Raw genomic sequence first — 18,807 nt, 5'->3', positions numbered from 1 at the left:
GTTGCGCCGGGGTATCGGCATGACCTCCCAACGGACCCGGGAGCGGCTGATCCAGCGCCTGTGCGAAGAAGGCGTGGCGAACCCCAAGGTGCTCGACGCGATCCGCCGCACCCCGCGCCACCTGTTCGTCGACGAGGCCTTGGCGCATCGCGCCTACGAAGACACGGCGCTGCCGATCGGCCACAACCAGACCATCTCGCAGCCGTTCATGGTTGCGCACATGAGCGAGCTGCTGCTTGAGGCCGGGCCGCTCGACAAGGTGCTGGAGATCGGCACAGGCTCCGGCTACCAGACGGCGATACTTGCCCAGCTGGTGGAGCGGGTGTTCTCGGTGGAGCGCATCAAGGTGCTGCAGGATCGCGCCAAGGAGCGCCTGGTAGAGCTGAACCTGCGTAACGTGGTGTTTCGCTGGGGCGATGGTTGCGAGGGCTGGCAGGCGCTGGCGCCCTACAACGGCATCATTGTCACCGCCGTGGCGCCCGAGGTGCCACAGGCACTGCTTGATCAACTGGCGCCGGGCGGGCGCATGGTGATTCCGGTGGGCCCGGCAGGCGAGACACAGCAGTTGATGCTGATCGTGCGTGAGGAGCATGGGTTCTCCCGGCGTGTGCTAGGCGCCGTGCGCTTCGTGCCATTGCTCAATGGCCCGCTGGCCTGAACCACGGAATATTTACGCCAGCGACGAATTCTTGCGCCATTGCCCTGTCTATCTGGCGGGGTGATCTGCTATAGCTCTAGTGGCCTTTGCAGCCGTCCACCCAATACAGGTGGGCTCGGTTATAATTGCAACAATATTGCATTTCTTATCGTTATTTCGGTATTCGGCACCATGAGGGGAGCGCGGGTGGGTCACACAGTCATTCGGCAGCGCAAGGATTGGGCGGGTTTCAAGCTTCTGGTGATTGCACTGGCCATGGGCACCTTGCTGGCGGGTTGTTCCAGCACCAGCTCGACAAGCGCGCGGGTGGTCGACCGTAACAATGCAGCGCCCAAGCGGCCGACGGTGACTTCCGGTCAGTACATCGTCAAGCCGGGCGATACGTTGTTCTCCATCGCCTTCCGTTACGGCTGGGACTACAAGGAGCTGGCCGCCCGCAACGGCATCCCGGCGCCTTACACCATTCGCCCTGGCCAGCCGATTCGCTTCAGCAGCGGCGCCACGGGTAGCACCACGGTGGTGTCCAACCCTTCGTCTTCGAGCAAAACCACGGTCATTCGTCGCCCCGTTGGTAGCACCAGCACCGCCCCCAGCGGTAGCACCAAGCCGGCTACGACGGCCCCGACAACCAGTGCGCCGGTGGTCGCCACCGTGCCGGCCGCAGAGCGCGCGGTAGGCGGTTGGACCTGGCCGGCCAATGGCGTGCTAATTGGAAAATTTGCTTCAAACGGTAGTTTGAATAAAGGCATTGATATCGCCGGTGATTTGGGACAGCCTGTTTTTGCTGCGTCTGATGGTGCAGTGGTCTACGCCGGGAGTGGCTTGCGGGGCTACGGCGAGCTGATCATCATCAAGCACAGCGATACCTACGTCAGTGCCTACGGTCACAACCGCAGGCTGTTGGTTCGGGAGGGGCAGCAGGTCAAGGCTGGGCAGTCGATTGCTGAAATGGGGTCCACGGGCACTGATCGGGTGAAGCTGCATTTCGAGATTCGCCGCCAGGGCAAACCCGTCGATCCGCTCCAGTTCCTGCCACGTCGTTGATTGTTGTACCTGGCCTGTTCCTCTGATGTAGAGGGGACAGGCTCCAGCGCTGCCAGGGATACAGGTGCCGCTCGAGTCTGAGTTCGAACTCAGCAAAGGACTATAACAATGGCTCTCAATAAAGAAGCGCCGGAGTTTGACATCGACGATGACGTCCTCCTGATGGAGACGGGCATCGTTTTGGAAACGGATGTGGTGTCAGACGAACCTGCTGTATCTTCGGTTCGGACAAGGGCCAAGACCGGCTCTTCGCTCAAGCAGCACAAGTACATCGATTACACTCGGGCACTTGATGCTACTCAGTTGTACCTCAATGAGATTGGATTCTCGCCTCTGCTGTCGCCAGAAGAGGAAGTGCATTTTGCGCGCCTGTCGCAAAAAGGCGACCCCGCCGGCCGCAAGCGCATGATCGAAAGCAACCTGCGCCTGGTTGTGAAAATTGCCCGTCGTTATGTGAATCGTGGCCTGTCGTTGCTCGACCTGATCGAGGAGGGCAACCTGGGGTTGATTCGTGCGGTCGAGAAATTCGACCCGGAACGTGGTTTCCGTTTCTCGACCTATGCGACCTGGTGGATTCGCCAGACCATCGAACGGGCGATCATGAACCAGACCCGTACCATTCGCCTGCCGATCCATGTGGTCAAGGAGCTCAACGTCTACCTGCGCGCTGCGCGGGAGCTGACCCAGAAGCTCGATCACGAGCCCTCGCCAGAAGAAATCGCCACCCTGCTGGAGAAGCCTGTCGCTGAGGTCAAGCGGATGCTGGGGCTGAACGAGCGGGTGTCTTCGGTGGATGTTTCGCTCGGGCCGGACTCGGACAAGACCCTGCTCGATACCCTTACCGATGACCGCCCGACCGACCCGTGTGAGCTGCTGCAGGACGACGACCTGTCGCAGAGCATCGATCAGTGGCTGGGTGAGCTGACCGACAAGCAGCGTGAGGTAGTGGTGCGCCGCTTTGGCCTGCGTGGGCATGAGAGCAGCACCCTGGAAGATGTTGGCCTGGAGATCGGCCTGACGCGTGAGCGTGTACGGCAGATCCAGGTAGAGGGGCTCAAGCGCTTGCGCGAGATCCTCGAGAAGAATGGCCTGTCTAGCGAGTCGTTGTTCCAGTAACAAGCTGTTCGCCAGCATAAGACGCCCCGATAGCCTCGGGGCGTTTTTGTGTGCGCGGTGCAGCCAGAATAACGCGCCTCCCTGTAAATGCGCCTCCCTGTAGGAGCAGCCTTGTGCTGCGAAGAGGCCGGTGGCAACAGTGCAAATTCCCGCTGGGATCACTGGCCTCTTCGCAGCACAAGGCTGCTCCTACAGGGGTGATGCACAGGGCAGAAGCCAGATTCGCCATCCAGCATTTGTGTACCGCGCCACCCCAGTAACATCGCGTGTAAGAGATCGCTTACTTGTTTTGTAAGCTATCTATGCAACCAACAGTAAATCATTGTCGTTTTCAGCTCCGCCGTAATCCCAACTCACTGAAAATCATAGATTATTTGGATGTGAGGAAAAGTGTCCGCGGTAATATCTTGAGAGGTGCCTCGGTTGTCTCACCCGCTGAAGTCGCTAGTATTCGAACTGTGCACACGGACATGCACAGGCTTTCAGGGAGAAAGCCAAGGACATCGCAAGAAGCGATTTCATCAGGATGATGTTTGGGACAATCAGGGACTACGGAAAAAAATGTGGGCGGGTCATACCGCCCCTTTTTTTTGCTTGCTGAAAATGAAAAAAGGCCCGAATGGGCCTTTTTCGTATCCGCGCGCTATCAGCGCTCCAGATCTGCAATCTTGCCAGTCTTGCCATCCCACTCTTCAGCGTCCGGCAGGGCGTCCTTACGCTCGGTGATGTTTGGCCAGATTTCCGCCAGTTCGGCGTTCAGCTCGATGAAGTTTTCCATGCCCGATGGCACTTCGTCTTCCGAGAAGATGGCTTGCGCTGGGCATTCCGGCTCGCACAGTGCGCAGTCGATGCACTCGTCCGGGTGGATGACCAGGAAGTTCGGGCCTTCGTAGAAGCAGTCCACCGGACAGACTTCCACGCAGTCGGTGTATTTGCATTTGATGCAGTTGTCGGTGACGACGAAGGTCATTTCTAGTTCTCTCCTCAGGCGACGGCGGCGGCCCTTCCTCTCGGGGCCGCGCGGTTTACGGGTATGTGGCTGCAGGCCAGGCTAATAACCTGCAGCACCAGCAAACCGCGGCGGATTCTACCAGCTTGTAGTGGGCGCCGTTATAACAGGTTCTTTAGTTGATATAGCATTTCGATAGCTTGGCGCGGGGTCATGTCGTCCAGGTCCAGCTTGCCCAGCTTCTCGATGGCCGGGTGTGGCAGGCTGGCGAACAGATCGCTCTGGTGCGGGACGTGTGGCTCATCCTTGGCCTGCTTGCCCAACGGCTGCTCGTGCGGCAGGCTCGCGGTTTCCAGGCGGCCCAGGTGCTCGCGGGCGCGCTGAATGACCGGTGTGGGCACGCCGGCCAGTTGGGCCACGGCCAGGCCGTAGCTTTGGCTGGCAGGGCCTGGCAGCACATGGTGCAGGAAGACGATGCGCTCGTTGTGCTCGGTGGCGTTCAGGTGCACGTTGGCCACCAACGGCTCGTTTTCCGGCAGTACAGTGAGCTCGAAGTAGTGCGTGGCGAACAGCGTGTAAGCACGCAACTGGGCCAGGCGCTCGGCGGCGGCCCAGGCCAGCGACAGGCCATCGAAGGTGCTGGTGCCGCGGCCGACTTCGTCCATCAGCACCAGGCTGCGGTCGGTGGCGTTGTGCAGAATGTTGGCGGTTTCACTCATCTCGACCATGAAGGTCGAGCGCCCGCCGGCCAGGTCGTCGCTGGAGCCGATGCGGGTGAAGATGCGGTCGACCAGCGACAGCTCGCACTGGGCTGCCGGCACGAAACTGCCGATGTGCGCCATCAGCACGATCAAGGCGGTCTGGCGCATGTAGGTAGATTTACCGCCCATGTTCGGGCCGGTAATGATCAGCATGCGGGTGCTGTTGTCCAGGTTCAGGTCGTTGGCCACGAACGGCGTGGTCAGCACCTGCTCGACCACCGGGTGACGGCCCTGGTCGATGCGCAAGCACGGCTCGTCGACGAAGCGAGGGCAGTTCAGGTCGAGGTTCAGGGCACGCTCGGCGAGGTTGCTCAGCACATCCAGTTCGGCCAAGGCGGCAGCGCTGTCTTGCAGCGGTGCCAGGTGGCTGATCAGGGTTTCGAGCAGGGCATCGTAAAGCATCTTCTCGCGGGCCAGGGCGCGGCTCTTGGCCGACAGTGCCTTGTCCTCGAACGCCTTGAGCTCTGGGGTGATGAAGCGCTCCGCACCCTTGAGGGTCTGGCGGCGAATGTAGTCACCCGGGGCTTGTTCGGCCTGCTTGGTCGGCAGCTCGATGAAGTAGCCATGCACGCGGTTGTAGCCGACCTTGAGATTGGCCAGGCCGGTACGGGCTTTTTCACGGGCTTCCAGGTCGATCAGGAACTGGCCAGCGTTCTCGCTGATCGCCAGCAACTCGTCCAGCTCATTGTCGTAGCCGGCCTTGAGCACGCCGCCATCACGGATTACCGCGGGCGGGTTGTCGATGATCGCCCGCTCCAGCAGGCTGGCCAGCTCTGGGTAGGTGCCGGTAATGGCGGCCAGGCGCGCCAGGTGCGGGGCTTCCAGCTCGGCCATGGCGTTTTGCAGCTCGGGCAGGGCGCCGAGGGCATCACGCAGGCGTGCGAGGTCGCGTGGGCGGGCATTGCGCAGGCCGATACGGGCGAGGATCCGCTCGATATCGCCAATTTCCTTGAGCTGCGGCTGCAGTTTTTCGAAACGGTAGCCGTCGAGCAGGCAACGGATCGAATCCTGGCGCGCCTGCAGGACCTTGAGGTCACGCAGTGGGCGGTTCAGCCAGCGGGTCAGCAAGCGGCTGGCCATGGCGGTCTGGCAGCGGTCGATCACCGACTGCAGGGTATTGTCGCGCCCGCCCGCCAGGTTGACGTCCAGCTCCAGGTTGCGGCGGCTGGCGCCATCCAGGATGACCGTGTCGTCCAGGCGCTCGTGGCGCAGGCTGCGCAGGTGCGGCAGGGCGGTGCGCTGGGTTTCCTTGGCGTAGGTCAGCAGGCATCCGGCGGCGCCGATGGCCAGGGTCAGCTTGTCGCAGCCAAAGCCTTTGAGGTCCTTGGTCGCGAATTGCTGGCACAGGGCCTTGCGCGCCGAATCGCGGTCGAAGTCCCACGGGGCGCGGCGGCGCGCGCCAGGGCGTTTTTCGGCCGGCAGGTCGCGTGGCCAGTCGTCGGGGATCAGCAGTTCGACCGGGTTGAGGCGGTCGAGCTCGGCCAGCAGGTTTTCCCAGCCTTTGATCTCTTGCACGCCGAAGTTGCCACTGGTGATGTCCAGCACCGCCAGGCCAAACAGGCGCTCATCGCCCAGCAGCGCGGCAATCAGGTTGTCGCGGCGCTCGTCGAGCAGTGCTTCGTCGCTGACCGTGCCGGGGGTGATGATGCGCACCACCTGGCGCTCTACCGGGCCCTTGCTGGTTGCCGGGTCGCCAATCTGTTCGCAGATCACCACCGATTCGCCGAGCTTGACCAGTTTGGCCAGGTAGCCTTCCAGCGAATGGAACGGAATGCCGCACATGGGGATGGACTGGCCGGCCGACTGGCCGCGCGCGGTCAGGGTGATATCCAGCAGTTTTGCGGCTTTCTTCGCATCTTCGTAGAAGATCTCGTAGAAATCGCCCATGCGGTAGAACATCAGCTGGTCCGGGTGCTGGTTTTTCAGCTTCCAGTACTGCTGCATCATCGGGGTGTGTGCGGAGAGATCTGACATTCAGGGCCTTACAGCGGGTGATCTGGTTGGCGATGGTAAAACCGGCAATGGTACAGGCTTTTTCATCCAGATGCAGGCGGCCGCAATGGGGCATGTGCGCGCAGTTCGGCGGGCCATCATGGAGGTTCGTCCTTGACTGCACTAGAATGCGCGGCCTTTTTGAATGCCCCTAGCCGTGACGTAGTGATGAACCTGTCCAGCCGTATCCCTTATGTAAAGCAGCAACTGATCTACCTCCTGTACGGTGATCGGCGGATTTACCAGCTGGAAGCCAAGCTCAGCATCCTCACCGCCCTGGCGCGCTGCAAGCCGGCGGAGCTGCCAGTGATTCGTGTGTTGACCGACCAGCCGCAGGCATTCGCCGGTTGGCCGGTTGAGGTGATCGCGCTGGATGACGCGACCCTGCAGGCCTGGACCGGGGAGGGCGGCTACACCCATCGGCGCAAGGCCTGCGCCATTGCGCAGGCTGCGCAGTGGGCGGACAAGACTGTGTTCATCGACACCGACACGGTGTTCCTGCAGTCACCGCTGAAGCTGTTTGGCCAGGTGGATGCTGGGCAGTACCTGGTGGACGAGGTCGAGATGAGCTGGGCCGAGGCGTCGCACCGTGAGGACTACCTCGGCTTCAGCGCAGGGCTTGCGCGTGCGGGCGCTGTGCCGAGCGACGACCTGCGGCTGTGCAACAGCGGTGTCCTGGGCTTCACCCGTGAGAATGCCGGCATTGCCGAACGGGCCATCCAGCGCATCGATGCGTGGACGCCTTACGCCCGTGAGTTGCACACCATCGAGCAGATCGCCTTTTCGTTCGAGTTGCAGGGCGCGCAGATCAACCAGGCGCGTGGCGTGATCAGCCACTACTTTGCGATGAAGCAGTACATCCACGCCATTCTGGAGATTTTCTTCGCCCGCCACGGCGAGCGCTTTACGCCGAAGATGCCTGGCCTGGCCTTGAAGGTACCTGCGCATCGCCCGGTGCCATCCTGGCTCAACCGCCTTTCGGTCAAGTGGAGCCTTACGCGCGTGCCCCCAGAGCTCCGGGGTGTCGGCCGCAAGCTTTTATATGGCAGTGTCATCGGCAGCGACGATTACCAGCGCGCCTGCAAGGTGGTCTGGTGGCGTTCGGCGATTGAGGACATGCGCCATTTGCGTGGCCTGGACTGGACCCAGGGCTGGCCAGCCGGCCTACCGCGTCTTGGGCGGCGCGACGAGCGTGCGTTCAGCGCCATTGCCCGCGATAGCCTGAAGGTTTCCTGAAGCCGCCCCGCGCATGGGGTGGTAGGGTAGTGCGCAGTCTTCAAGGAGCCTGACATGGACCCGATCACCGCACTTTCCGCCCGCCTGGGCGAGCACCTGCGCCGCTACAATGCCCAGGTGACCACCGCCGAATCCTGCACGGGCGGTGGCATCGCCGAGGCCATTACCCGCATCCCCGGCAGTTCGGCCTGGTTCGAGGCCGGGTACGTGACCTACTCCAATGCCCAGAAGACCCGCCAGCTGGGGGTGCCCGCGGTACTGTTCGGCCAGGTGGGGGCGGTCAGCCAGGAGGTGGTCGAAGCCATGGCCCGCGGGGCGCAGGCGGCCAGCGGCGCGCGCTTTGCGGTGGCGGTGAGCGGTGTGGCCGGGCCGGACGGTGGCTCGCCGGCAAAACCGGTGGGTACCGTGTGGCTGGCCTGGGCCGATGGCAGCCGTGTCTTCAGCGAGCGCCGCCAGTTCGACGGCGACCGTGATGCGGTGCGCCGACAAACGGTGATCGCCGCGTTAGACGGCTTGTTACAGCTTGGTGCCGAGTAAATCGACGACAGGGGTTTGCGCGCGCGCTTCGCTGTGGAATAATACTGGCTACTTATACAGGTATTCCGGCCATCAGGGCCAAGTCGAACACGTGAGGGTTTCAATGGACGACAACAAGAAACGCGCCTTGGCTGCGGCCCTGGGTCAGATCGAACGCCAATTCGGCAAAGGCGCAGTCATGCGCATGGGCGACCACGAGCGCACCGGCATCCCGGCTATCTCCACCGGTTCCCTGGGCCTGGACATCGCCCTCGGCATTGGCGGCCTGCCAAAAGGCCGTATCGTCGAAATCTACGGCCCGGAGTCCTCGGGTAAAACCACGCTGACCCTGTCGGTCATCGCCGAAGCCCAGAAGAACGGCGCCACCTGCGCCTTCGTCGACGCCGAGCACGCCCTTGACCCGGAATACGCCGGCAAGCTGGGCGTCAATGTCGACGACCTGCTGGTGTCGCAGCCAGACACCGGTGAGCAGGCGCTGGAAATCACCGACATGCTGGTGCGCTCCAACGCGGTCGACGTGATCATCGTCGACTCCGTGGCAGCCCTGGTGCCCAAGGCCGAGATCGAAGGCGAGATGGGTGACATGCACGTGGGCCTGCAGGCTCGTCTGATGTCCCAAGCGCTGCGCAAGATCACCGGTAACATCAAGAACGCCAACTGCCTGGTCATCTTCATCAACCAGATCCGTATGAAGATCGGCGTGATGTTCGGCAGCCCGGAAACCACCACCGGCGGTAACGCCCTGAAGTTCTACGCCTCTGTGCGCCTGGACATCCGCCGTACCGGCGCGGTCAAGGAAGGCGACGAAGTGGTCGGCAGCGAAACCCGCGTCAAGATCGTCAAGAACAAGGTCTCGCCGCCGTTCCGTCAGGCCGAGTTCCAGATCCTCTACGGCAAGGGTATCTACCGCAACGGCGAAATCATCGACCTGGGTGTTTCTCAGGGTCTGGTGGAGAAGTCCGGTGCCTGGTACGCCTACCAGGGCAACAAGATCGGCCAAGGCAAAGCCAACGCCGCCAAGTACCTGGCTGAGAACCCGGCCATTGGTGCCGAGATCGAGAAGCAGATCCGCGAGAAGCTGCTCAAAGCCGGTGCTGCCGCCGAAGCGGGCAAGGCTGCCGCTGCCGAAGCCAGTGCCGACGACGTGGCTGATGCCGACGCCGGTTATTGATCACTGTTGTAGATAGCGACTATGTCCGCCGTACTCGACACCCCCGTCGCCATTCGGCGGACAGCCATGGACCTGCTCGCGCGACGTGAGCATGGTCGCGTCGAGCTGACGCGCAAACTGCGTCAGCGAGGCGCTCTGGATGAGATGATCGAGCCTGAGCTCGATCGGCTCGCCGAAGAAGGGCTGCTCAGCGAAGCCCGCTACCTCGAAAGCTTCATCAGGTACCGCTCCAATTCCGGCTATGGCCCTGCGCGTATACGCGAAGAACTGGGCCAGCGTGGCCTGGACCGTGGCGATATCGATCAGGCGTTACGGGAAAGCGGTGTGGATTGGGCGCAGCGTTTGATGGATGTCTGGCAACGCAAGTTTGCCGGGCAACGCCCGCATGACCCCCGCAGCCGTGCCCAGCAAACCCGATTCCTTGCCTACCGGGGGTTCTCCCTGGACATGATCGGCCGCCTGCTTAGCGGTCGGGATCTCGACGACTACTAAAACGGTGTGAGAGCCGGCTTCGCCGGTGTTCGCTGGCACACCAGTCCCCACAGGTGCGGCGCTAGACTTGGAGGCTACACAGTTCCGGTGGGAGCGGCGGTGCGGCGATCCGACTTGTCCCGCGAATGCGGCTACGCGGTGCATGGCACCGGCTTCGCCGGTGTTCGCGGGGCAAGCCCGCTCCCACGTTACCTGTGTGCGGGCTTGCCCCGCGAAGAGGGCGGAACAAGCACCACAAGACAGTTGCTCCCACAAGGTCGCGGTGAGTCTCAACTAACCTTCAACGCCTCCCTGGCCCGCTGAGTCGTGTGCATAGGCTGAGGCTTGGCCCAGTTTTCCGGCAGGTTGATAAAGTCCACCAGTTCGCGCAGGCGGCCCTGGTCGCGGCCGTTGAAGGCGAACGACAATCGGGTCAGATGGCTGAAATTACCCACCTCGTGTTCCGCGCCGCTGTCGGCGTGCTGGTGGTATTTGCCGCTCAGGCGCAAATCGGCGAAGCCCTCCTGGATGTCGTACAGCGCCGCCTCGCTGAGCGGGTGATGCATGCGGATCACGAACTGGTTTTTCAGCCAGCGGCTGGAGTGGTAGTTGCTGTAGAACTGGTTGATTTCCTCCACCGCCTCATCGGCGCTGTGCACCAGGCGCACCAGCTTGAGGTCGCTGGGCAGGATGTAGCGGTTTTCTTCGAGCTGACGGCTGATGAAGTCGAGGCAGTCGCGCCAGAAGGTGCCCCCGGGTGAGTCAAGCAACACCACCGGCACCAGCGGGCTCTTGCCGGTCTGGATCAGCGTGAGCACTTCGAGTGCTTCATCCAGCGTGCCGAAGCCGCCAGGGCAGAGCACCAGCCCATCAGCCTCCTTGACGAAGAACAGCTTGCGAATGAAGAAGAAGTGGAACGGCAGCAGTTTGTCGGTGCCGTCCACCGTGGGGTTGGCATGCTGTTCGAACGGCAGGGTGATGTTGAAGCCCAGGCTGTGATCGCTGCCGGCCCCTTCATGCGCTGCCGCCATGATGCCGCCGCCAGCGCCGGTGATGACCATCAGGTCGGAGCGTGCCAGGGTGGCGCCCAGTTCACGGGCCAAGGCGTACATCGGGTGTTCCAGCGGGGTTCGGGCCGAGCCGAACACCGTGACCTTGCGACGGCCCTTGTAGCGCTCCAGGGCGCGGAATGAATGATCAAGCTCGCGCAGCGCCTGCAGGGTGATCTTGGCGCTCCAGCGATCCGTGTCGTCGTGGGCCATGCGCAGGATGGTCAGCATCATGTCCCGGTACAGCGGCAAGTTGGGGCTGTTTGGTGCAACCAGTTGCAGCTGTTCGTCAATCTTGCTCAGGTCGATGTTGTTGTCCCTGAAGTGATTGAACAACAGCTCGTTGGGTTGGTAAGGCATTCAACGTCTCCTTCTGCAGCAAAACCTCTGACCGGGTCGATGGTGTGTCCCGGCCGCGACACTGCGTGCGTCGCTGGCTGCTCAGGCTCGAGTGTGTACCCCGAGCATTGCAGTAGGCCTTCAAGGCCATGGTGCAGTGGCAAAAATCCATCTGGGCGTTTTTTGGCGCTCTCGCTATCAATCTAGACCGTTGCGCCTGATCGTGCCGAAGTGATGGCGAACGCCGCTCGTCGGCGCGCAGCCTATGGGGGTGAGGGTTTGATTAACTGGGAAAGCGAATCGTATCGATGCAGGAGGTGGCGGTATGCATCGCTTGACCATCGAAGTGGACCGGCAGCTGTATCAGCAGCTGGAACATGCAGCTCAGGCGCATCACCTGAGCCTTGAGGCAGAGTGCCGTCGCAGGCTTTCGGGGCTGGAGTGCCAGTCACGCTACCTGCAAGCGCTTCTGGCAGAGTTGCGCGCCGATGCCGAGGAGGAGCAGTGGCGCGCCCCTGATGACCACCCCGTGGTCTAGGTTTACTTCTTCTTGCTGCCCGCGACGCAGCTGGCGGCGTCAAATGCCTGGTCCATGACTGGCTGGTTGGTCTTGTAGACCGTGAAGCGATAGACCATGACGGCGCCCTTGGACATCAGGTTGCGGAAGCCGCTGTTACGGCAGACGCTGTCGCCCAACTGGCTGCGCACTTGCTCGGGGTTGGCCTGCATGCGCTCGGCGTGGCTCTGGCGCACGCTCAGGTGGTTGACCAGCGCCTTGCCTTCGACGGTATAACCCTGATCGAGGATGTCTTCGTTGATGGCGCGCGGCGTGCCGACGCTGCTTTCCGTAGCGACCTTCTGCAGCATCTTGTTCAGGTCGTAGTCCTGTTTGGACGCCGCCTGGGCCGCCAGGGGCAGGGTGAGCAGAAGGCTCAGGGTCGGGACGATAAGACGCAGCATGTATCTCTCCTGGTTCAATGACTGGCGGTTTGACATGCGCCGGCAGGTGGCGTTCCCTGATGCGCGCTTTTGCGCGCGTCAGGCTCGCCAAAGTGTCGATTATAAGGGGGCAGCCCGTCCCGCTGCACGGCAAATGACGCCTGCTCTGGTAGACTTGCGTTTTGTGTATCCGAGCCGTCGCAGTGTGCATTTTCAACCTGTTCAAAGGCCTGCCAGCATGAGCCACGCGGTAGCGCGCTTGCGCGCCGAACGCCTGGCCCGCAGCAACAAGCCGTTCATTGCCCGTGGTTCACGGGCCGTCCGTTGCCCGCATTGCCGGGTCATTGCCAGCCATTGCCTGTGCGCCTGGAAGCCCCGGGTGCCGGCGGAGTCGGGCGTGTGCCTGCTGATGCACGACACCGAGCCACTGAAGCCGACCAACACCGGTTGGCTGATCGCCGACCTGGTCGAGGACACCTCGGCCTTCGGCTGGCAGCGTACTGCGGTGGACGACAACCTGCTGGCGCTGCTCGAACAGCCCCAGTGGCAGCCCTATATCGTCTTCCCTGGCGAGTTCGTTGCCCAGGAACGGGTGGTCAACGAGGTGGTGCGCGAACCCGGCAAGCGGCCGTTGTTCATCCTGCTCGACGCCACCTGGACCGAGGCGCGCAAGATGTTCCGCAAGAGCCCCTACCTGGACCGCTTCCCGGTGTTGAGCCTGGAGGCCGAGCAGATGTCGCGCTACCGCCTGCGCCGCTCCAAGCGTGACGATCACTTCTGCACGGCGGAAGTGGCGGCCATGTGCCTGGAACTGGCCGGCGACCAGCGCGCCTCCCAGGCTCTGGACGCTTACCTGGACGTGTTCAGCCTGCACTACCTGAGCGCCAAGCGGCATTTGCCGCTGGATGAACAGGACGACGCGCATCAGCGTTTGCATACCTTCCTATAGTCCAAGGGGCAGTCGGGCCGGTTTGGTTCATAATGTCGGGGCTGGCAGCCAGGGTGGGCGAGGACGGCAGGGCAATTGGCTTGACCACCCCGACCGTGCTCGGCATCCTTGGCGCCGATTCGGGCACGCCGAAGGTGCCGTTACCCCGGACTTCGCCGTGCCTTTCCGCCAAGCGCCCTTAATACCCCGCAGCGCCTGGCACAGAACAGGATCCTTAGATCGATGGCCACTTACGAAATCCTGATTGCCGATGACCACCCACTGTTTCGTGGCGCCCTGCGCCAGGCTGTTACCCTCGGCCTTGGCGCCGATGTACGCCTGGTTGAAGTGGCGAGCATTGCCGAACTGGAAACCCGACTGAGCGAAAAAGCCGACTGGGATCTGGTCCTGCTGGACCTGAACATGCCGGGCGCCTACGGGTTCTCCGGGCTGGTCCTGCTGCGTGGGCAATACCCGCAGATCCCCGTGGTCATGGTGTCGGCGCAGGAAGAGGCAGCCGTCGTGGTGAAGTCCCGCGAGTTTGGTGCCAGTGGTTTCATTCCCAAATCCAGCCCGCTGGAAGTGATTCAGGACGCCGTGCGCAAGGTATTGGACGGTGAGGTCTGGTGGCCGCCGCAAGCCTTCGAGAAAGTCGACGTTTCGGCTGAAGCCAAAGCGGCCAGCGAAGGGCTGGCCAGCCTCACGCCGCAGCAGTTCCGCGTGCTGACCATGGTCTGCGAAGGCTTGCTGAACAAGCAGATCGCCTATGAGCTGAGTGTCTCGGAGGCCACCATCAAGGCCCACGTGACGGCGATTTTCCGCAAGCTGGGCGTGCGCACCCGCACCCAGGCGGCCTTGCTGCTGCAACAACTTGAATCGGTTGCAAGCCACTAACTGGCTGCTTCTTCACGCTTTTTTGACCCCAGCTGGACTAGTCTGCCTGCCTTTCATCGGTGAAGTGACGCACATGTCGCCATTCAAAGGCCAGACCGGCCTCAAACGTATCTTCAACGCCGCCGGCTATTCGCTGGATGGTTTGCGCGCCGCCTTCAAGGGCGAGGCCGCGTTCCGTCAACTGGTACTGCTCAATGTGCTGCTGATCCCGACCGCCTTCTGGCTGCCGGTCAGCCGCGCGGAGCGGGCGATCATGATCGCGGTGTGCCTGCTGGGCTTGATCGTCGAGCTGTTCAACTCGGCGGTAGAGGCTGCCATCGACCGCATTTCACTTGAGCGTCACCCCTTGTCGAAAAACGCCAAGGACATGGGCAGCGCCGCGCAGTTGGTGGCACTCACCATGGTTGCGCTGGTCTGGGGCGTTATTCTGCTCTAGGCAATAGGCGGTAGCACGATCTCATCACTGCGGGTGAAGCCCGCGGTGAAGTTGCGGCATAGCTCCAGAAACTCGCGCATGGCCGAGGTCTGGTACTTCTGCTTGTGCCAGATGAAATAGAACTGACGCATCAGGTCCAGCTCCGGGGTTTCGACCGGTACCAGGCTGCCGCGGCGGAAGGCATCGCGCAGGGCCAGGCGCGAAATGCAGCCGATGCCCAGGCCAGATTCCACAGCACGCTTGATGGCCTCGGTGTGTTCGAGCTCCAGGCGAATGTTCAGGTTGGCGCGGTGGTGGCGCATGGCTTGGTCAAAGGTCAGGCGCGTGCCGGAGCCTTGCTCGCGAAGGATCCAGGCCTCCTGCGACAACGTCTGAATGTCCGCGCGGCCCAGCGTTGCCAGTGGGTGCTGGGGCGCGCAGAACACGACCAGCTCGTCTTCGACCCAAGGCTGAACCTCCAGGTCCGGGTGGTTGCAATCACCTTCGATCAGACCCAGATCAATTTCGTAATGGGCGACCTGTTGCACAATATGCGCAGTGTTCTGCACATGCAGCTTGACCTGGCTTTCCGGGTGCACCTGCATGAAGCTGCCGATCAGCAGGGTCGCCAGGTAGTTGCCGATGGTCAGCGTGGCGCCGACTGCCAGCGAGCCGAAGGCTGACTTGCCGTTGAGCAGGTCTTCGATTTCCTTGGCCTGGTCGAGCAGGGCGACAGCCTGTGGCAGCAGCTGATGGCCCAGGGCGTTGAGGCTCAGGCGTTTACCGGCGCGGTCGAACAGCTGGCAGCTGGATTGGCGCTCGAGTTCGGTGATGGACGTGCTGGCGGCCGACTGCGAGAGCGCAAGCAGGCCAGCGGCCCGCGAGACGCTTTGATGCTGGGCTACGGCGACGAACACCTGAAGCTGACGGAGAGTGAATCGCATATCTATATAACCGATAACACATATCTTGATAATTCAGTTAACAGATATTGTCGCTGCCCCTAAACTATCGCGCAACTGCGCGTCTTGCGCGCGCTGCGTCTTTCTTCAGGAGCCCCATCGATGAGCAACATGAACCACGAACGTGTCCTCAGTGTGCACCACTGGAACGACACCCTGTTCAGCTTCAAGTGCACCCGTGATCCGGGCCTGCGCTTCGAGAACGGTCAGTTCGTGATGATCGGCCTGCAGCAGGAAAGCGGCCGCCCGCTCATGCGCGCCTATTCCATCGCCTCGCCGAATTGGGAAGAGCACCTGGAATTCTTCAGCATCAAGGTGCCGGACGGCCCGCTGACTTCCCAGTTGCAGCACCTGAAGGAAGGCGACGAGATCATCATCAGCAAGAAGCCTACCGGCACCCTGGTCCTCGACGACCTGAACCCGGGCAAGCACCTGTACCTGCTGAGCACCGGTACTGGCCTGGCGCCGTTCATGAGCGTCATCCAGGACCCGGAAACCTACGAGCGCTTCGAAAAAGTGATCCTGGTTCACGGCGTGCGTTACGTGAACGAAGTGGCCTATCGCGAGTTCATCACCGAGCACCTGCCGCAGAACGAGTTCTTCGGTGAGTCGGTGCGTGACAAGCTGATCTACTACCCGACCGTGACCCGCGAGCCGTTCGAGAACCAGGGCCGCCTGACCGACCTGATGCGCAGCGGCAAGCTGTTCAGCGACATCGGCCTGCCGCCGATCAACCCGCAGGACGACCGTGCGATGATCTGCGGTAGCCCAAGCATGCTGGACGAAACCAGCGAAGTGCTCGACAGCTTCGGCCTGAAAGTCTCTGCCCGCATGCGCGAGCCGGGTGACTACCTGATCGAGCGCGCCTTCGTCGAGAAGTAACCCGCCGCTAAGCTTCATCAGCTGGAATTGGGGCTGCTGCGCAGCCCATCGCAGGCAAGCCAGCTCCTACAGGATCGCACATACCTGTAGGAGCTGGCTTGCCTGCGATGGGCCGCGCAGCGGCCCCCTTGGCCTGTCTGGCCTATTCGACACGCGTCTCGCCGCTGTATTCCAATATCGCCCGACACCGCCTGCACAGGTAGCGCCGCCCCTGGCGCACCAGCTTGTGCCGCTGCGCAGTAAACGGAAAGTCGCTCTGCGGGCAAGGGCAGCGGTAGATGTAGCGCGTGACCACCCGCCGTTGCACTGCGTAGTTATGGCAGCGGTTGGGCGGCAATTCATACACCCCGCGCATGATCAATTGCCATTCCTCGCCATGGGCCTGGATGCGCTCGCCAAACAGCTGGTGAGCCACCAGGTGCGCCACCTCGTGGGCCACGGTCTGGCGCAGGAAGTCCTCCTGGTTTTCGCGGTACAACTGCAGGTTGAAGCGCAGCAGGTTCTCGTGCAGGTGAGCGACGCCGGCCTTCTGGCCGCGCAGCTTGAAGCTGATTTCCGGGCGCGGGAAGGGGCGTTTGAAGAAGGTTTCGGCTTGCTGGTAACAGGTTTCGACGCGTTGTTTGAGCAGCTCGGGCATGGCGGGGTAATTCTCCTGACCAGGCATTATGCCGCAAGCCCTGGCGGCTTGCCGAGCCACCGGTCAGCACACAGCCAGAAGCCGCCTTGCGGCGGCCTCTGACTTGATGCCCCAGTGTTGGTTCTGTGTCGTTATACGCGCTAGTTGGTATAGACGGGCCCCACGCCCAGTCCCCAGATGATCACGGTAGCGGCCATGATCGCTACCAGCACCACAAGGCCCACCGCCAGCACCGAGCTGGAAAACAGGAAGCCTTCATCGGACGGAATGTTCATGAACGTCGGCAAGCCGACATACAGCAGGTACACGGTATAACAAATGGCCGCAGTGCCGATCAGCATGCCCAGCCACAGGTGCGGGTAAAGGGCTGCCAGGCCGCCAAGGAACAACGGGGTGGCGGTGTAGGTGGCAAAGGCAATGCACTGCGCCATGGAGGGGTTGGCATCGTAGGTGCGGGCCATCCAGTGGATGAACGCGCCCATCACCGCCACCCCGGCGAGCATCGCCAGGTAGGACATGATGCTCATCCAGATTGCGCTTTCCATGGTCAGCATCACTGCCGGCCGGTCGCCAATCACCCAGCCCACCTGGGTAGTACCGATGAATGCGGAAACGGCAGGGATCGCCGCCAGGATCAAGGTGTGCGTCAGGTACATGTGGCTGATGGTTTCTTCTTCGCCACGAATCTCCCGCCACTCCTGATCGGGATGGGTAAACAGCCCCACAACGTGATGAATCATGCCGATCACTCCTCTCAATGTTGCCAAACGCCCCCCAGATGGAGCGCAAGCGGCCCGAGGCCCGAACACCGATGCAAGCGGTAATGTGGCCTTATGTCGCAGTATAGGAAGCGGTTACCGGCACAAACCGTGCTTTTTAGAGCAAATTGCGCTGTAAGGCGTGCTGTTGATTACAACGAAGTCTTTATCGGAATGCCTACAGCGCCGCGTAGTTTGTGCGTAAAATAGCCGGCTTTTGTCACACCTCGCGGATCCAAGCGCTATGGGCACCCTCTCGGTCAACCAGAACAAACTGCAAAAACGCCTGCGTCGTCTCGCCGGCGAAGCCATCACCGACTTCAACATGATCGAGGATGGCGACAAGGTCATGGTCTGCCTGTCCGGCGGCAAGGACAGCTACACCATGCTCGACGTTCTGTTGCACCTGCAGAAGGTGGCACCGATCAAGTTCGAGATCGTGGCGGTGAACATGGACCAGAAGCAGCCGGGCTTCCCCGAGCACGTGCTGCCGGCCTACCTCAAAGAGCTGGGCGTCGAGTACCACATCGTCGAGAAAGACACCTACTCGGTGGTCAAGGAACTGGTGCCCGAGGGCAAGACCACCTGCTCGCTGTGCTCGCGCCTGCGCCGTGGCACCCTGTACACCTTCGCCGACGAAATTGGCGCGACCAAGATGGCCCTGGGGCACCACCGCGACGACATCGTCGAGACGTTCTTCCTCAACATGTTCTTCAACGGCTCGCTCAAGGGCATGCCGCCCAAGCTGCGTGCCGACGATGGCCGTAACGTGGTGATTCGCCCGCTGGCCTACTGCAGCGAGAAGGATATCCAGGCCTACTCGGACATGCGTGAATTCCCGATCATCCCGTGCAACCTGTGCGGCTCGCAAGAGAACCTGCAGCGCCAGGTGGTCAAGGACATGCTGGTGGAGTGGGAGCGCAAGCACCCGGGCCGCACCGAAAGCATCTTCCGCGCGCTGCAGAACGTCGCGCCGTCGCAGTTGGCAGACCGTAACCTGTTCGACTTCACCAGCCTGAAGATCGACGAAAACGCCACGCCGCGTTTCCTCGATGTGCTGAACATCTGA

Annotated in this window: 20 protein-coding genes; 13 read left to right on the top strand and 7 right to left on the bottom strand. The window is 62.0% G+C overall.

Features of this window, described 5'->3' with window-relative positions; genetic code table 11:
• Positions 1 to 19 precede the first annotated feature (19 nt).
• The 3 genes from GIB19_RS05310 to rpoS all read left to right on the top strand — a co-directional run bounded on the left by GIB19_RS05310 (position 20) and on the right by rpoS (position 2,818).
• The gene (locus GIB19_RS05310) at positions 20 to 658 is read left to right on the top strand and encodes a protein-L-isoaspartate(D-aspartate) O-methyltransferase (protein ID WP_172960402.1); all 639 of its coding nucleotides are present in this window, start codon (positions 20 to 22) and stop codon (positions 656 to 658) included.
• 186 nt (positions 659 to 844) lie between these two features.
• Complete coding sequence (locus tag GIB19_RS05305) at positions 845 to 1,702, top strand: peptidoglycan DD-metalloendopeptidase family protein (RefSeq protein WP_027595819.1); 858 nt, start codon at positions 845 to 847, stop codon at positions 1,700 to 1,702.
• 108 nt (positions 1,703 to 1,810) lie between these two features.
• A complete protein-coding gene (gene rpoS, locus GIB19_RS05300; RefSeq protein WP_027595820.1) occupies positions 1,811 to 2,818 on the top strand; it encodes an RNA polymerase sigma factor RpoS in 1,008 nt (335 codons plus the stop codon).
• A gap of 646 nt (positions 2,819 to 3,464) precedes the next feature.
• Here rpoS and fdxA read toward each other — a convergent pair.
• Together fdxA and mutS are read right to left on the bottom strand one after the other, a co-directional pair.
• Positions 3,465 to 3,788: a ferredoxin FdxA gene (fdxA, locus tag GIB19_RS05295; RefSeq protein ID WP_027595821.1), complete on the bottom strand. Its 324-nt coding sequence runs from the start codon at positions 3,786 to 3,788 to the stop codon at positions 3,465 to 3,467.
• 140 nt (positions 3,789 to 3,928) lie between these two features.
• A complete protein-coding gene (mutS, locus tag GIB19_RS05290) occupies positions 3,929 to 6,502 on the bottom strand; it encodes a DNA mismatch repair protein MutS (RefSeq protein ID WP_027595822.1) in 2,574 nt (857 codons plus the stop codon).
• A 132-nt stretch (positions 6,503 to 6,634) separates the two neighbouring features.
• Here mutS and GIB19_RS05285 point away from each other — a divergent pair, with 132 nt between their 5' ends.
• The 4 genes from GIB19_RS05285 (at position 6,635) to recX (ending at position 9,956) form a co-directional block, all read left to right on the top strand.
• The gene (locus tag GIB19_RS05285) at positions 6,635 to 7,756 is read left to right on the top strand and encodes a hypothetical protein (RefSeq protein WP_274884077.1); all 1,122 of its coding nucleotides are present in this window, start codon (positions 6,635 to 6,637) and stop codon (positions 7,754 to 7,756) included.
• 54 nt (positions 7,757 to 7,810) lie between these two features.
• Complete coding sequence (locus GIB19_RS05280; protein ID WP_274884076.1) at positions 7,811 to 8,293, top strand: CinA family protein; 483 nt, start codon at positions 7,811 to 7,813, stop codon at positions 8,291 to 8,293.
• A gap of 103 nt (positions 8,294 to 8,396) precedes the next feature.
• Entirely contained in the window at positions 8,397 to 9,464 is a 1,068-nt protein-coding gene (gene recA, locus GIB19_RS05275; protein ID WP_027595825.1) for a recombinase RecA, read from the top strand.
• Between the two features lie 21 nt (positions 9,465 to 9,485).
• Entirely contained in the window at positions 9,486 to 9,956 is a 471-nt protein-coding gene (recX, locus tag GIB19_RS05270; protein ID WP_099453153.1) for a recombination regulator RecX, read from the top strand.
• 269 nt (positions 9,957 to 10,225) lie between these two features.
• Here recX and GIB19_RS05265 read toward each other — a convergent pair whose 3' ends face one another.
• Complete coding sequence (locus tag GIB19_RS05265) at positions 10,226 to 11,344, bottom strand: LOG family protein (RefSeq protein WP_085272753.1); 1,119 nt, start codon at positions 11,342 to 11,344, stop codon at positions 10,226 to 10,228.
• A gap of 304 nt (positions 11,345 to 11,648) precedes the next feature.
• On the opposite strand from GIB19_RS05265, the gene GIB19_RS05260 reads away from it, so the two are divergent.
• A complete protein-coding gene (locus tag GIB19_RS05260; protein ID WP_274884071.1) occupies positions 11,649 to 11,861 on the top strand; it encodes a hypothetical protein in 213 nt (70 codons plus the stop codon).
• A gap of 2 nt (positions 11,862 to 11,863) precedes the next feature.
• On the opposite strand, the gene GIB19_RS05255 is transcribed toward GIB19_RS05260, so the two are convergent.
• Positions 11,864 to 12,283, bottom strand: coding sequence for a quorum-sensing-regulated virulence factor family protein (locus GIB19_RS05255; protein WP_027595829.1), 420 nt, complete (start codon positions 12,281 to 12,283; stop codon positions 11,864 to 11,866).
• A 217-nt stretch (positions 12,284 to 12,500) separates the two neighbouring features.
• Between GIB19_RS05255 and GIB19_RS05250 the strand changes: the two genes are divergently transcribed.
• The 3 genes from GIB19_RS05250 (at position 12,501) to GIB19_RS05240 (ending at position 14,520) form a co-directional block, all read left to right on the top strand.
• Positions 12,501 to 13,211 carry a tRNA-uridine aminocarboxypropyltransferase gene (locus GIB19_RS05250; RefSeq protein WP_027595830.1) on the top strand — a complete coding sequence of 237 codons (711 nt, stop codon included), beginning with the start codon at positions 12,501 to 12,503 and terminating at the stop codon, positions 13,209 to 13,211.
• Positions 13,212 to 13,433: 222 nt separating this feature from the next.
• Positions 13,434 to 14,084 (top strand): response regulator transcription factor ErdR, encoded by a 651-nt coding sequence (erdR, locus tag GIB19_RS05245; RefSeq protein ID WP_027595831.1) that lies wholly within the window; start codon positions 13,434 to 13,436, stop codon positions 14,082 to 14,084.
• 73 nt (positions 14,085 to 14,157) lie between these two features.
• Positions 14,158 to 14,520, top strand: a complete 363-nt coding sequence (locus GIB19_RS05240; RefSeq protein WP_027595832.1) for a diacylglycerol kinase — start codon at positions 14,158 to 14,160, stop codon at positions 14,518 to 14,520.
• Here the strand turns inward: GIB19_RS05240 and finR are convergent.
• Positions 14,517 to 15,443 carry a LysR family transcriptional regulator FinR gene (finR, locus tag GIB19_RS05235; RefSeq protein WP_274884068.1) on the bottom strand — a complete coding sequence of 309 codons (927 nt, stop codon included), beginning with the start codon at positions 15,441 to 15,443 and terminating at the stop codon, positions 14,517 to 14,519. The two genes, GIB19_RS05240 and finR, sit on opposite strands and share 4 nt — an antisense overlap.
• A 120-nt stretch (positions 15,444 to 15,563) precedes the next feature.
• Here finR and fpr point away from each other — a divergent pair, with 120 nt between their 5' ends.
• A complete protein-coding gene (gene fpr, locus GIB19_RS05230) occupies positions 15,564 to 16,343 on the top strand; it encodes a ferredoxin-NADP reductase (RefSeq protein ID WP_016501130.1) in 780 nt (259 codons plus the stop codon).
• A 142-nt stretch (positions 16,344 to 16,485) separates the two neighbouring features.
• Here the strand turns inward: fpr and GIB19_RS05225 are convergent, their stop codons facing one another.
• Both GIB19_RS05225 and GIB19_RS05220 read right to left on the bottom strand, forming a co-directional pair.
• Complete coding sequence (locus GIB19_RS05225) at positions 16,486 to 16,980, bottom strand: SprT family zinc-dependent metalloprotease (protein ID WP_027595834.1); 495 nt, start codon at positions 16,978 to 16,980, stop codon at positions 16,486 to 16,488.
• A gap of 140 nt (positions 16,981 to 17,120) precedes the next feature.
• Complete coding sequence (locus GIB19_RS05220) at positions 17,121 to 17,720, bottom strand: Yip1 family protein (RefSeq protein ID WP_027595835.1); 600 nt, start codon at positions 17,718 to 17,720, stop codon at positions 17,121 to 17,123.
• A 262-nt stretch (positions 17,721 to 17,982) separates the two neighbouring features.
• On the opposite strand from GIB19_RS05220, the gene ttcA reads away from it, so the two are divergent.
• On the top strand, positions 17,983 to 18,807 hold the full coding sequence (gene ttcA, locus GIB19_RS05215) for a tRNA 2-thiocytidine(32) synthetase TtcA (RefSeq protein ID WP_027595836.1): 825 nt from the start codon (positions 17,983 to 17,985) through the stop codon (positions 18,805 to 18,807).

This window comes from Pseudomonas sp. ITEM 17296 (assembly GCF_028895205.1).
In the GTDB taxonomy this organism is placed as follows: Bacteria; Pseudomonadota; Gammaproteobacteria; order Pseudomonadales; family Pseudomonadaceae; genus Aquipseudomonas; species Aquipseudomonas kermanshahensis.
Note: the sequence above shows the minus strand (reverse complement) of the source record. Positions and strands in the feature narration are given on the sequence as shown.

What these genes read in the sequence shown, in the direction of transcription:
- GIB19_RS05265 (WP_085272753.1), bottom strand. Translation starts at nt 11,344, where the DNA reads ATGCCTTACCAACCCAACGAGCTGTTGTTCAATCACTTCAGGGACAAC.
- GIB19_RS05240 (WP_027595832.1), top strand. Translation starts at nt 14,158, where the DNA reads ATGTCGCCATTCAAAGGCCAGACCGGCCTCAAACGTATCTTCAACGCC.
- ttcA (WP_027595836.1), top strand. Translation starts at nt 17,983, where the DNA reads ATGGGCACCCTCTCGGTCAACCAGAACAAACTGCAAAAACGCCTGCGT.
- GIB19_RS05250 (WP_027595830.1), top strand. Translation starts at nt 12,501, where the DNA reads ATGAGCCACGCGGTAGCGCGCTTGCGCGCCGAACGCCTGGCCCGCAGC.
- GIB19_RS05260 (WP_274884071.1), top strand. Translation starts at nt 11,649, where the DNA reads ATGCATCGCTTGACCATCGAAGTGGACCGGCAGCTGTATCAGCAGCTG.
- recA (WP_027595825.1), top strand. Translation starts at nt 8,397, where the DNA reads ATGGACGACAACAAGAAACGCGCCTTGGCTGCGGCCCTGGGTCAGATC.
- fdxA (WP_027595821.1), bottom strand. Translation starts at nt 3,788, where the DNA reads ATGACCTTCGTCGTCACCGACAACTGCATCAAATGCAAATACACCGAC.
- rpoS (WP_027595820.1), top strand. Translation starts at nt 1,811, where the DNA reads ATGGCTCTCAATAAAGAAGCGCCGGAGTTTGACATCGACGATGACGTC.
- mutS (WP_027595822.1), bottom strand. Translation starts at nt 6,502, where the DNA reads ATGTCAGATCTCTCCGCACACACCCCGATGATGCAGCAGTACTGGAAG.
- GIB19_RS05220 (WP_027595835.1), bottom strand. Translation starts at nt 17,720, where the DNA reads ATGATTCATCACGTTGTGGGGCTGTTTACCCATCCCGATCAGGAGTGG.
- finR (WP_274884068.1), bottom strand. Translation starts at nt 15,443, where the DNA reads ATGCGATTCACTCTCCGTCAGCTTCAGGTGTTCGTCGCCGTAGCCCAG.
- fpr (WP_016501130.1), top strand. Translation starts at nt 15,564, where the DNA reads ATGAGCAACATGAACCACGAACGTGTCCTCAGTGTGCACCACTGGAAC.
- recX (WP_099453153.1), top strand. Translation starts at nt 9,486, where the DNA reads ATGTCCGCCGTACTCGACACCCCCGTCGCCATTCGGCGGACAGCCATG.
- GIB19_RS05225 (WP_027595834.1), bottom strand. Translation starts at nt 16,980, where the DNA reads ATGCCCGAGCTGCTCAAACAACGCGTCGAAACCTGTTACCAGCAAGCC.
- GIB19_RS05255 (WP_027595829.1), bottom strand. Translation starts at nt 12,283, where the DNA reads ATGCTGCGTCTTATCGTCCCGACCCTGAGCCTTCTGCTCACCCTGCCC.
- erdR (WP_027595831.1), top strand. Translation starts at nt 13,434, where the DNA reads ATGGCCACTTACGAAATCCTGATTGCCGATGACCACCCACTGTTTCGT.
- GIB19_RS05280 (WP_274884076.1), top strand. Translation starts at nt 7,811, where the DNA reads ATGGACCCGATCACCGCACTTTCCGCCCGCCTGGGCGAGCACCTGCGC.
- GIB19_RS05310 (WP_172960402.1), top strand. Translation starts at nt 20, where the DNA reads ATGACCTCCCAACGGACCCGGGAGCGGCTGATCCAGCGCCTGTGCGAA.